Source organism: Methylobacterium sp. 22177 (assembly GCF_052045615.1).
Classification (GTDB): domain Bacteria; phylum Pseudomonadota; class Alphaproteobacteria; order Rhizobiales; family Beijerinckiaceae; genus Methylobacterium; species Methylobacterium radiotolerans.
On record NZ_JBQEPK010000081.1, the window covers coordinates 1 to 11,554 of the forward strand.

General features: G+C 63.8%; 10 protein-coding genes. 6 read left to right on the top strand and 4 right to left on the bottom strand.

The window, feature by feature from the left end:
• Positions 1-335 precede the first annotated feature (335 nt).
• Together ACTJK8_RS31235 and ACTJK8_RS31240 are read left to right on the top strand one after the other, a co-directional pair.
• Complete coding sequence (locus ACTJK8_RS31235; RefSeq protein WP_012319509.1) at positions 336-2,285, top strand: methyl-accepting chemotaxis protein; 1,950 nt, start codon at positions 336-338, stop codon at positions 2,283-2,285.
• Between the two features lie 7 nt (positions 2,286-2,292).
• Positions 2,293-2,610, top strand: coding sequence for a hypothetical protein (locus ACTJK8_RS31240; RefSeq protein WP_012319510.1), 318 nt, complete (start codon positions 2,293-2,295; stop codon positions 2,608-2,610).
• A gap of 412 nt (positions 2,611-3,022) precedes the next feature.
• On the opposite strand, the gene ACTJK8_RS31245 is transcribed toward ACTJK8_RS31240, so the two are convergent.
• The 3 genes from ACTJK8_RS31245 to ACTJK8_RS31255 form a co-directional block, all read right to left on the bottom strand.
• Positions 3,023-4,288 carry an MFS transporter gene (locus tag ACTJK8_RS31245; RefSeq protein ID WP_440763110.1) on the bottom strand — a complete coding sequence of 422 codons (1,266 nt, stop codon included), beginning with the start codon at positions 4,286-4,288 and terminating at the stop codon, positions 3,023-3,025.
• A gap of 308 nt (positions 4,289-4,596) precedes the next feature.
• Positions 4,597-5,247 carry a polysaccharide deacetylase family protein gene (locus ACTJK8_RS31250; protein ID WP_440763111.1) on the bottom strand — a complete coding sequence of 217 codons (651 nt, stop codon included), beginning with the start codon at positions 5,245-5,247 and terminating at the stop codon, positions 4,597-4,599.
• Between the two features lie 74 nt (positions 5,248-5,321).
• Positions 5,322-6,224: a LysR substrate-binding domain-containing protein gene (locus ACTJK8_RS31255; RefSeq protein ID WP_440763112.1), complete on the bottom strand. Its 903-nt coding sequence runs from the start codon at positions 6,222-6,224 to the stop codon at positions 5,322-5,324.
• 210 nt (positions 6,225-6,434) lie between these two features.
• Between ACTJK8_RS31255 and ACTJK8_RS31260 the strand changes: the two genes are divergently transcribed.
• The 4 genes from ACTJK8_RS31260 to ACTJK8_RS31275 all read left to right on the top strand — a co-directional run bounded on the left by ACTJK8_RS31260 (position 6,435) and on the right by ACTJK8_RS31275 (position 9,917).
• The gene (locus tag ACTJK8_RS31260; RefSeq protein ID WP_440763113.1) at positions 6,435-6,923 is read left to right on the top strand and encodes a carboxymuconolactone decarboxylase family protein; all 489 of its coding nucleotides are present in this window, start codon (positions 6,435-6,437) and stop codon (positions 6,921-6,923) included.
• Between the two features lie 80 nt (positions 6,924-7,003).
• Positions 7,004-8,398, top strand: coding sequence for an MFS transporter (locus ACTJK8_RS31265; protein ID WP_440763114.1), 1,395 nt, complete (start codon positions 7,004-7,006; stop codon positions 8,396-8,398).
• Entirely contained in the window at positions 8,395-9,051 is a 657-nt protein-coding gene (locus ACTJK8_RS31270) for an alpha/beta hydrolase (RefSeq protein WP_440763115.1), read from the top strand. The genes ACTJK8_RS31265 and ACTJK8_RS31270 overlap by 4 nt, the downstream gene beginning before the upstream one ends.
• A 14-nt stretch (positions 9,052-9,065) precedes the next feature.
• Complete coding sequence (locus tag ACTJK8_RS31275; protein ID WP_440763116.1) at positions 9,066-9,917, top strand: fumarylacetoacetate hydrolase family protein; 852 nt, start codon at positions 9,066-9,068, stop codon at positions 9,915-9,917.
• A 185-nt stretch (positions 9,918-10,102) separates the two neighbouring features.
• On the opposite strand, the gene ACTJK8_RS31280 is transcribed toward ACTJK8_RS31275, so the two are convergent.
• Positions 10,103-11,476, bottom strand: a complete 1,374-nt coding sequence (locus ACTJK8_RS31280; RefSeq protein WP_440762471.1) for a transposase — start codon at positions 11,474-11,476, stop codon at positions 10,103-10,105.
• Positions 11,477-11,554 lie beyond the last annotated feature (78 nt).

Sequence of the window (11,554 nt, forward strand, 5' to 3'; positions counted from 1 at the left end):
TTCCGATAGCGACCCAAAAACGACCTTCGGCCGGCCACCAAGTTCGCTCGTAAGCGGACGTCAATCGAGCCTTCGGTCAGGCGCCTAAGCCGTCGGCCACGACCGCGAGGCGTATCTAACCAAAAGTTGTCATGATCCTCCATAGAAAGCTGTTCGGATTGAGGGTTTTCCGAGGCCGGTCAGCGCGTCATCAGGCAACCAGAAATAGTCGAGCTGCCGCTAACTAAATAATAGGAATAGAAGACGAAAGTGTAAAAAGCTAGGCTTTTGCCCTCGGAGCTCAGATCGTGCAATTTGGTATTCGCTCTCGACTTTACGCGGGCTTCAGCGGCTTGATGGTCGTCGTCGCAGCTCTCGGTGGGGTTGCGCATTATCAGCTCGGCCGTGTCACCGACCAGTACGAAGAGCGCGGCAGATATGAGGCCATTGCCCGCAATGTCTATACGGTGAATATCCTCGCCGCTCAGCTCAAGGGCGATGCAGAAAATTACCGGCTCGCGCCCAAGCCGGAGCAGGTCGCGCCTATGGAAGCCGCCCGGCATGAGATCGAGGAAGCCGGGTCTAAATTGGCGAGGAGTGCTATCTCGGAAGAGCGCCGTAAGATTTACTTGGGCATCAATGAGGATGCTCGAGCGATGAAGCCCGAGTTGGAGCGTCTGGCAGCCGCCGGCGTGACCCTGAAGGAAGCCAAGGACAAGCTTTTCACGGGCGGTGACGACCTCACCCGTGCGACCGCGACGTTGGTCTCCGATGTGCGCTCACAAGCCGATGAGGCGACGCTCAGCCGGGCTCAGACCGTCGAGAGCGCCATGCTGCTCGTCCGCGTCGCTAACTGGCGCTTCCTGGCGACGTTCGATCCGAAGGGACCGGCAACGTTCGCCACGAACGTCGAGAAGGCTGAGAAGGCCATGAAGGCCCTCAGGAATGCCGATGGCAGCGCGCCATTCCAGACGCAGATGAAGGCGGTCGATGTCGCACTCGCTGCCTACGCGACCAACTTCCGTGCCACGGTTGCGGCAATGGCGACTTCAAACAAGGCCTTCGACACTGGCATCAAGCCGCATACGGATGCCATCGACCAAGCCGCCATTGGCGTGCGTGGCATGATCAAACTCGCGGTCGAGGAGATCACCGATGCCACCGCAGCATCGGTTGCGGGTGCCCGACTCATCCAGATGAGCCTCCTCGGGTTGGCTCTGATCATCGGCGGCGTCCTAGCCTTCCTCCTGGCCCGCAGCATCATCAGACCAATCGCCGGTATGACCATGGCCATGAAGCGTCTGGCCGCCGGCGACAATGCCGTGGATGTGCCCTCGCGCGCGGCCACCGACGAGATGGGTGAGATGGCACAGGCCGTCGAGGTGTTCCGCCAGAACGCCATCGCGCGGGCCGAACTGGAGGCCGCACAGGTCGCCGAGCAGTCGGCGCGGCAGCGCCGGGCCGATCGCGTTGACGCCCTGATCAAGTCCTTCCAGCAGAAGGTTGCGAGCTCCCTGGAGATCGTCACCTCGGCTGCAACCGAGCTCGATGCCACTGCCCGCTCGATGACCCAGGTCGCCGATAACACCAACAGCCAAGCCGTGGCCTCAAGCGCGGCCGCGGAGGAGACCTCGGTCAACGTGCAGACGGTGGCGGCCGCCGCCGAGGAGATGGTTTCCTCGCTTCAGGAGATCGAGCGACAGGTGGTTCGCTCCAACGAGGTCGCCGCCAGCGCGGCGCACGAGGCGGAAGCAACTGGCGCGGCGATGGCCGATTTGGGGGCGGCAGCAGAGCAGATCGGCGCAGCCGTGACGACGATTTCGTCGATCGCAGGTCAGACCAACCTTCTGGCGCTGAACGCCACGATCGAGGCCGCGCGTGCGGGGGACGCGGGGCGCGGCTTCGCAGTCGTCGCCGCCGAGGTCAAGGAGTTGGCCGGCCAGACGGCGCGTGCGACCGAGGAGATCGGTGGTCAGATCGCCGCGATCCAGGGCGCGACTTGCCGTGCGACGGAGGCCATCCAGGGGATTGGCCGGACGATCGCATCAATCAACGAGATCGCCGGCATGATCGCCTCGACTGTGGTCGAGCAGACGGCAGCGACGGGTGAGATCTCGCGCAACGCCAGCGAAGCGGCGCGCGGCACGCAGGACGTATCGGCCAACGTCGCGCGTGTTCTGACCTCGACGGGTGAGACCGGCAGCGCAGCGACACAAGTGCTGAGCGCGGCGGCCGAACTCGCCACACAATCGCTGAGCGTCAAGCAGGAGGTCGATGCCTTCCTTCTCGACATCCAGGCGGCGTGAGGCGTCGATGGCAGATATCTACGTCTTGCCGAGCATCCTGGACCAGAACGGAGTCCAGCACCTCGTCGCTGCCCTGAAGGCTGAGATGACATCGGGACGCGATCTCGGTCCGCGCGGTCCCCAGATGCAGGCCATTGGTCATTCACTCGAACAGTCGAGCCTTCAGCTTCGCCGTGAGTTAGAAAGCTTCGTGCTCGAACCCCTTGCTAGCAATCCAAATTTGACGAAGGCCTATTCCGACATGATGGTCTTGCGAGAGGAGTTGCTGCAGCTCGCTGAGGCCTTCGCAGAGCTCGGTTTGGTAGCGAAGGCATACGCAGCCTAAGTCCCCCATTGCCTGCATGTCGCACCAATTAAGCCCGCCCGGATCGCCGTGGCGGGTTTTCTCTATCCGGAATAGCTCTGGGGTTGCCGTAGATGTTTACCCTCCTGGCACTACAATATAACCAGTGGCGCTTGAGCTAGCAAACGGATCGATGCGGGCGGAATCTTTTGATCAATGCGGCAAATACTATATTTCGCGTCATTATATCAGGGCTTTATCCTGCTCGGGTTCATGAGCGGGTGCTGTAGCTATGTCAGCTTTGATGCCTTTCTCCTCAGGAGCGGACGGGCAGCAAACCACCCATCTGAGACGTTCACGCTGGCGGTCAGCGTCGGCGGATCTTGACCGAAAGCAGCGCGTCCCCTTCAGAGCATACCCGCTGTGGAACCGGACACTCGCGATGAAAGCGATATCACGACCGCGTGCCGAAATCGCTCATGTTAATTGGCTTTGATGACAAAGGCCTTTCGACCAAACGCGGATTGGGGAGGGAGAGAATAGCCATTCCGCCGGCGGCAAGGACGAAAGCGACGAGACCCGTCGAGACGGCGAGACCGCCGGTCAGGCTCACGAGAAATCCGAACGCGATTGGCGCCGTCAGGCTTCCGACCTGGCCCATGCTGCTGATGAAAGCGAGACTTCCCACGGCTTCCGCTTCGGTCAGGAAGCGCACCGGTATGGTCCAGAAGAGAGCGGTCGCCGACAGATAACCGATGGCGAGCAGGGCAAGGCAGGCGACAGCCGCCGCGACGTTCTGCGCGACGATCGAAATGGCGAGGGCGGCCGTCGCGGCCAGGAAGGCGGACAGGGCGAAATGCCATCGCCGCTCGAGCCGCCGGTCCGAACTACGGCACAGCAGGAGCATGCCGACGGCACCCACGGAATAGGGAATCGCCGACAGGAGCCCGACGCTGAACACGTCGGCTACGCCCGATCGCTGAATAATCGTCGGCGCCCAGAAGTTCAGAACGGTCCCCGCCCAGGTGATGGAGAAATATCCGAAGGTCGCGATCCACAGCTTCGGATTTCGCAGGGCCGACAAGAAGGCCCTCGCGGGCGCGTGTTCCTGTTCGAAGGTCCCGGATGAGAGATCGGCCGCCACAATCGCCTTCTCCCGTGGCGTCAGCCAGGCGGCATCCGCGGGTCGGTCACTCAGCACAAAGAACGCGCTAACTCCGACGAATACCGGCAGCGCCCCCTCTACGAGGAACAGCCATTGCCAGCCCTTGAAGCCGGCCGCGCCAGCGAGGTGCTGGATGATCCAACCGGAGGCTGGTCCGCCTACGATGCCCGACACCGCGATGGCGAGGACGAACAGCGACATCACCCGCCCACGCAGGCGATGGGGGAACCAGAAGGTGAGATAGAGGACGATGCCCGGGAAGAAGCCAGCTTCGGCCGCACCAAGGAGGATCCTGGCCAGGTAGAAGGTCGCCGGGCTCGTCACGAACGCCATCGAGCAGGACACGAGGCCCCACAGACACATGATACGTGTCAGCGTCTTCCGCGCGCCAATGCGGCCAAGGAGAAGATTGCTCGGGACCTCGAAGAGAATATATCCAACGTAGAAGATGCCGACGCCGAAGCCGTAACTCGCGTCCGCCAAGCCGATGTCACTCTGAAACGTCAACTTGGCGAAGCTGACGTTTACACGGTCGATGTAGTTCAGGCATAGCATAGGAAGATCATCGGGATCAGCCGTAGGCTGATCTTCCGATAGATCCTGGCTCGCTCGTTTTCAGACGCTTGCTCGATAGCAACGCGCGTCTTGAACGCATCGGCCATCCCAAATCCCCCATCGCGAGCTTGGCTTCCGCGGCGCGACCCTGTTTGAATAATTCGCGCCGTCCCGACCGAGCCAAGTCTCGCTACGTAGCATAGCAGGCCATTTTGCAGTGTTCCGATGATATATTTTCATCGTTTCAATCGATGCCATCGATCGATGATGCCGGCAGATCTGTCGTACGCCCTGCAGGTGTGTGCCGATCAATCGGCCATGAAGTCCGGAGACATCGACACGGTCCGTCCAGCTTTGGTCAAAATCACCGACCTCGGAATCGCCTGCTCGAAGGTCGCTCCAAGATCTGTCAGACGTTGAAGCAGCTCCGGCAACCGGACGAGGCATCCAGCCTCGATGTCATGAATGACCATGACACTCCAGTCCTGCTCCCGCACCTGGGCCATCGCGGTCTCGACCCAGCCGTCCGCGTCCTTCCAGTCACCGGGGACGCTGTTCCAGGTGATCGTCGTGTAGCGTTCGGCGAGGAGGTGATCGAGCGCCGCCCGACTCAACAGATGCCGGCCGATCAGTCCGTCGTTCCCGTAGGGGCGGAAGAGCTTCTCCGGTCGCGTCAGCGAACCGATCCTTTGCTGCGTCTCCTCGATCTCTCGGAGCGCGTAGTCCCGGTCCGTCCGGTCCCCGAGTGCCACCGAATGCGTAAAGGTGTGATTTCCAATCCAATGCCCCGCTGTATGAGCAGCCCGCATGAGATCGGCTGCAGCGGGGTCGTCGAGCCTCTGCCCGATCACGAAGAAGGTGGTCTTGATTCCGGCCCGGTCGAGGATCCCCAGGATCTGATCCGTTACATGTGGTGTGGGGCCGTTGTCGAAGGTGAGTGTGACCTGCTTGGCTGCCATATCTGACTCCAATTCGGGCTCGTTCGCCGTAGCGGTCGTGGATACACTGGCGAGCTCCCGCGACGACATCCCCGCTACAACCGACGCGTCGAATGAGAAGTGTTATCGCAGGCTCGACGGAGCGTGTGCAGGAAGGATGCGACGTGCGGAGGCAGGACCTCGTTCCGGCGCAGTAGCACGCCAGGGCTCCGCATGGGTGTGGGTGTTTCCAGAGGAACCGACAAAAGCGTCCCATCCTCTGGGACGGCCTGTCTCGACAGGATCGCGACGATGTTCATACGCCGAACGAGGCCGAGGATGGGACCGATCGTGTTCATCTCTGCGACGAGGTGCGGGACGGCGCCGCATTGCCGGAAGCAGTCATCCAGCAGCCTGCGGGTGGTGAATTCCGGTGAGAGCAACACGACCGGCTGATGGTGGAGTTCCGCCATCCGGATCCATTTCCGGGTTGCCCACCGGTGGTCAGGCGACAGCACGAGATCCAGAGGCTCGTCATAGAGGGGTTCGAAGGCGAGATCCTGCTGGTGGTCCGGCCTGTAGGAGATACCGAGATCGAGGGCACCGGCCAGGAGCCGCTCCTCGATCACGCTAGCGGCGAGTTCCTCCACGACGACGCGCATCGAAGGATTGCGGGTGAGGAACTCGGTGAGGCAGGCGGGGACGAGATTGACGTTGAAGGTGTGCGTCGCGGCGATCCTAAGCCAACCGGTCAGGACCTGATCCTGGGGGGACAGCGCCCGAAGGCCCTCGTCCAATTCGCCGAGGGCCCGTAGGACACGGGGCAGCAGGTTCTGCCCGGCTTCAGTGAGGAACACGCGCTTGCCGACGCGGTCGAACAGGCGTTGCCCGACCTGATCCTCCAGTTGCCGGATCTGGTGAGACAGGGTCGATTGGGTGATGTGCGTCTGCCGCGCGGCCCGGGTGAAGCTCAGGTGCTCGGCCAGAGCCACGAAGTAACGCAGGTGACGGAGTTCCATCGGTCTGCCCGTTCGATCGACGGCATCGATCAATTGAATGCATCGATATCATTATATCGATGCAACCCGGCGCGCTATACGATGCTGACGCTGGGCTGACGGCCTCTTGCTTCACGGTCCGCCACTCCGCGCAAACGCCCTGATTGGGAGCTCGAAGTGCCGAGGATTGGGAACGCGAGCCGGGACAGCGTCGGACCAGATCACCAGGGATTGTTCGACCGCCTAGAAGCGCTGCGGGGAACGCCGGTCGAGAACGTCTTTCTCGCCGTCGCGAACGCGCCTGCACTGTGTGACGGGGTTCTCGCGATGGCGATGTCGCTGCGCCAGAGCACTCTGCTCGACCGGCAACTTCGCGAACTAGCCGTCCTGACGGTCGGGCTCGAGACGCGGGCTGACTACGAGGTCGCGCATCACTGGAACTCGGCGGTGAAGGCTGGGCTGTCCCAAGCCAAGCTGGAGCGGCTTGCGCAGTTCGAGACGGATGACCGGTTCACCGCTTCCGAACGCGCCGTCATGCGCTTCGCTCGCGACGTGACACGGACCGGCCGTGTCGATGACGGCCTCTGGGCCGAATTGTGCGGGTTCCTGGACGAGCAGGAGCGACTGGAATTGGTCCTGACGACGGCTTGGTACAACTGCGTCGTCCGCATCCTCCTCCCCCTCAATATCGAACTTGAGGATTGGTTCTCGCGCCTGTGAGGGCGAGCGCGAGAGAGGTTGCGCCCGGCGCGCCCTCAAACCGGACGGAAGCTCCGGAACATGATAGGGAGAATAGAAAAATGGACGTGACGCCCGGAGGTGATCCGCCCGTGCTTGGTCGGCCCCCGGCCGAGTCATTCGCGACGGATGATGTGGATAGCGCGGCACTCTATCGAAAATTGCAGTGGCGGCTGCTGCCGTTTCTCTTCGCGTGCTACGTGGCCGCCTATCTCGACCGGGTGAACATCGGCTACGCGCAGTTGCACATGCGCGCGGAGCTGGGCTTCAACGACGCGGTTTACGGCCTCGCCGCCGGACTGTTCTTTGTCAGCTACTTTCTCTGCGAAGTCCCGAGTAACTTCGTGCTTCAGCGCGTCGGCGCCCGGCGAACGCTGGCGCGCATCCTAATCCTGTGGGGGCTCGCCTCCTCGGCGACGATGTTCATAACCGGGCCCCATTCGTTCTACGCGCTGAGGCTGATCCTGGGCGCGTTCGAGGCGGGCCTCGCTCCCGGGGTGATGTACTACCTGACGCTCTGGTATCCGAACCGGCGCCGGGCGGAGATGACCGCGATCTTTCTGAGCGGCAGCATGCTCGCCGGTGTGATCGGCGCACCTGTCTCAGGCTTCATCCTCGAAGGCATGCAGGGCGTCCTCGGACTCAGGGGCTGGCAGTGGATGTTCCTTCTAGAGGGCATGCCGGCCGTGCTTCTCGGGCTCGTCGCGCTTCGGATCCTCGTCGACAAGCCTCAGGATGCTCCTTGGCTGACATCATCCGAGAAGGAGCTCCTCCGGGCGGAGATCGACCGGGACGCGAACTTGGCAGCCGGCGGCCACGCATTCGGTGCGGCGTTCCGCGACCCACGAATCTACGTCCTCGCGCTGGCGTACTTCACCCTCGTCTGCGGACTCTATGCGATCACCTTCTGGATGCCCGTGATGATGCAGGCCGCCGGTGTCCACGGAGCCGCCGCGATTGGCCTATGGTCCGTAATCCCCTATGCGATCGGCGGCATCGGCATGGTGTGGCTGTCCCGACGCTCGGACCGACGGCAGGAGCGGCGGTGGCACTACGCCGTCTGTGTCGGTGTCGGTGCCTGCGCGCTGATTGGGGCGTCCCTCGCCGGCGCGAATCTTCCAGTCGTCCTGGCACTGCTCTCCGTCGCGACCGCGACGCTCTTCGGCGCGATGCCGATCTTCTACGGCATCCCGATGGCCTATCTCCCCGAGCGTTCGGCCGCGGGCGGGTTGGCGCTGATCAACTGCCTTGGCCTCACGGGTGGCTTCGTGAGCCCCTTCCTGCTCGGCTGGATCCGGAACGCGACGGGGAGCCTGACGCCCGGCCTGTGGTTCATGACGGGCCTGATGCTGACGGGCATCGTGGTGCTACTCCTGGCGACACGCCGCCCGTTCACGCGAGTCGCGCCCCACCCCGCCAACTCCAGGCTCAGTTTCGGGCCGGAGGCAGGCCGGTGAGCCTCGATAGCTTGGCCCACCGCTGGTATGCGTCGGAAGGGAGCCGGTCGCCGCTCCTCCTCCTGCACGGCACCGGAGGTGACGAAGACGAGCTTGTGCCCTTTGCCCAGGCAGCGGCCCCCGGCGCGCCGATGCTGGCCGTCCGCGGAGCCGTATCGGAAGGTGGCAAGCTGCGCCACTTCGCTCGCCATCCGGACGGTCGTTTCGATTCATCCGAGGTCGTCCGCCGAGCCGATGAGCTGGCGGCCTTCGTCGCGGCCGCCCGCGACCGTTACGGTTTCGGGCCACCGCTTGCCCTCGGCTTCTCGAACGGAGCCAACATCGCGGCCGCACTCATGCTTCTGCATCCTGCTCTTCTGACAGGCGCGATCCTGTTGCGCGCCGTTCCACCGCTGACTGGTACCGCCCACGCTGCCCTCGTCGGGCGGCGTGCCGTCGTCGTCTCGGGCGAGACGGATTCAATCGCGCCGCCGGCACTCGGCGCTGATTTGACGCTTTGCCTGACCAAGCAGGGCGCCGAAGCGACCCACCATGTCCTACCCTGCGGCCACGACCTGACACCGGCCGATGTGACCCTCGCCCGCGACTGGCTCAGCTCTCTCGCCGAAGGGGCACCCGCTGGACCGGCTTCCTCCCACTTGATTCGCCCTTGATCCGGAGATGATCGATGAAGCTCTGTCGTTACGGTGAGGTTGGGTCCGAGCGGCCTGCTCTGGTCGATGCTGCAGGCGTCCTTCGCGACCTCTCGTCGGTGTGCCGTGATCTTGGTCCGTCCGAACTCGCGCCCGACGGTCTCGGCAGGATCGCACAGACGGATCCGACGCGCCTGCCCCGGCTAGAAGGAAGCCCCCGCCTCGGCGTTCCATTCACAGGCCTCTCGAAGTTCATCTGCATCGGGCTCAACTACTCGGACCACGCGGCCGAGGCCGGCATGGCCATCCCGAGCGAGCCAATCATCTTCCTCAAGGCTCCGAGCGCCGTCTGCGGGCCGAACGACGACACAATCCAGCCCCGCAACTCCACCAAGCTCGACTGGGAAGTGGAGTTGGGTATCGTGATCGGATCGACGGCTCGGTACGTCACGGAGGAACAGGCTCTCGATCATGTCGCCGGGTACTGCGTCGTGAACGACGTCTCCGAGCGGGCCTTCCAGCTTCAATCCAGCCAATGGGACAAGGGCAAGGGTTGCGACACGTTCGGCCCGATCGGACCCTGGCTCGTGACGAAGGACGAGATACACGATCCGCAGCAGCTCGACATGTGGCTCGACGTGAATGGAACCCGCCGTCAGACGGGCAATACGCGCACGATGATTTTCGGCGTTCGCGAGATCATCGCCTATTGCAGCCGATACATGACGCTCCTGCCCGGCGACATCATTGCGACGGGCACGCCGCCGGGCGTCGGCATGGGTATCAAGCCCGAGCCCGTCTGGTTGCAGCCGGACGACGTGGTTTCGCTAGGGATAGAGGGCCTCGGACAGCAGAGCCAGCGCATCCGGCGGGCCGATCACGTTTAAGGCGCGGTCGACCGGATCAGGCTCGGGGAGAATAACCCGTCCTATTCCTCGCCGCCCTTCGATCGGGTTCGGATAGCCGCACGGCCGCGCGTGAACGGCTGCGTTTGGCCGATTTCGTTGAAAAACTCGCGGTCGGCCTGGATCGAGGTTTGATGGGGGGTTGGCTGAGGGCCTCCCCCAGCCGATCAGGCTAGGCTCGGCTGCCCCAGCGGGATCAGCTTGGCCAGCTTCCGTAGGTTCTGGGCGGCGGCCGCGAGGTGGAATTCGTCCCGGGCTCCATCCGGCCCCCGCAACCGAAGCCGATCCAGCTTCAGGATTCGCTTGAGGTGGGCAAACAGCATCTCGACCTTCTTGCGCTCCCGCCGCGAGGTACGGCCCGCCTCCGAGGCGCAGATGTCGCGCGCCATCTGCCGGGCGCCCTCGTGGATTGAGCGTGGGATCTTGCGGGCGGATGCGTTGGGGCAGCATCGTGGCTTCAGCGCGCAGGCATCGCAGTCGTGCTTGCTCGCGCGGTAGCGCAGCATCCCGTCTGCGTCGACGAGCGGAGGCGGTGACCTGTAGACCTTCTGACGTTGCCGCAGGTGCTTGCCGGCCGGGCAGGTGTAGGCGTCAGCGCTAGGGTCGTAGGTGAAGGCTGATCGGCTGAAGGTGCCGTCCCGGCGCTCAGACTTGTCGAAGACGGGGATGTGCGGCTCGATGCCCTGTTCGTGGACGAGCCAGCCCAGCATCGCGGCCGATCCATAACCACTGTCGCCGGCGAGCCGTGCCGGGTAGAGGTCGAAGCGCTCGCGCGAGCGCACGATCATGCGCTTGGCGGCTGTGACCTCGGCCTGCCGGATCGCGGTGGTCGGCTCGACGTCCACGATGACCGCGTGGTCGAGGTCGATCAGGTAGTTGGCCGCGTAGGCGAAGTAGGCCAGCCCACCGTCCGCCCCCGTCCAGCGCGCAGCCGGGTCGGCGGGGGAGACGAGCTTGGGCACGACCGGCGTCGCAGCCCCGAACGCGGCGTCGTCGAGCACAGCCAGGTACTCCCGGGCGGCGCGGCTGACGCTCTCGGGTGGCAGGCCGTTCGTACCCTCGACACCCTTCTGTCGATTGGCATCGGCCTTGATCAGGCTGGCGTCGACCGCGAAGCCCTCGCCGCCCACGAGCCCCTCGGCGATGCAGCGGGCGAGCACGGTCTCGAACAGGCGCCGCAGCAGGTCGCTGTCGCGGAAGCGGCCATGGCGGTTCTTGGAGAAGGTCGAATGGTCCGGCACCCGGCCGTCGAGCCCGAGCCGGCAGAACCAGCGATAAGCGAGGTTGAGGTGGACCTCGTCGCACAGGCGGCGCTCGGAGCGGATGCCGAAGCAGTAGCCGATGAGCAGCATGCGGATCATCAACTCAGGGTCGACCGAGGGCCGGCCCGTCGAGCTGTAGAACGACTCCAGGTGCGCGCGCAGGTTCGACAGGTCAACGAAGCGGTCGATGCCGCGCAGCAGATGGTCGGCGGGGACGTGGGTATCGAGCGAGAACTCGTAGAACAGGGCGCCCTGCTCGACTTGCCGAGGTCCCATCATCTGCTTCGGTCTCCGCCTCTCGACGAGAGTGAATCACCTCACGACTACCGCTGCAACACCGAGTTTTTCAACAGAATC

Bases quoted from the DNA above. Each gene is read 5' to 3' on its own strand.
- ACTJK8_RS31280 (WP_440762471.1), bottom strand. From the start codon at position 11,476: ATGATGGGACCTCGGCAAGTCGAGCAGGGCGCCCTGTTCTACGAGTTC.
- ACTJK8_RS31275 (WP_440763116.1), top strand. From the start codon at position 9,066: ATGAAGCTCTGTCGTTACGGTGAGGTTGGGTCCGAGCGGCCTGCTCTG.
- ACTJK8_RS31265 (WP_440763114.1), top strand. From the start codon at position 7,004: ATGGACGTGACGCCCGGAGGTGATCCGCCCGTGCTTGGTCGGCCCCCG.
- ACTJK8_RS31245 (WP_440763110.1), bottom strand. From the start codon at position 4,288: ATGCTATGCCTGAACTACATCGACCGTGTAAACGTCAGCTTCGCCAAG.
- ACTJK8_RS31250 (WP_440763111.1), bottom strand. From the start codon at position 5,247: ATGGCAGCCAAGCAGGTCACACTCACCTTCGACAACGGCCCCACACCA.
- ACTJK8_RS31235 (WP_012319509.1), top strand. From the start codon at position 336: ATGGTCGTCGTCGCAGCTCTCGGTGGGGTTGCGCATTATCAGCTCGGC.
- ACTJK8_RS31240 (WP_012319510.1), top strand. From the start codon at position 2,293: ATGGCAGATATCTACGTCTTGCCGAGCATCCTGGACCAGAACGGAGTC.
- ACTJK8_RS31255 (WP_440763112.1), bottom strand. From the start codon at position 6,224: ATGGAACTCCGTCACCTGCGTTACTTCGTGGCTCTGGCCGAGCACCTG.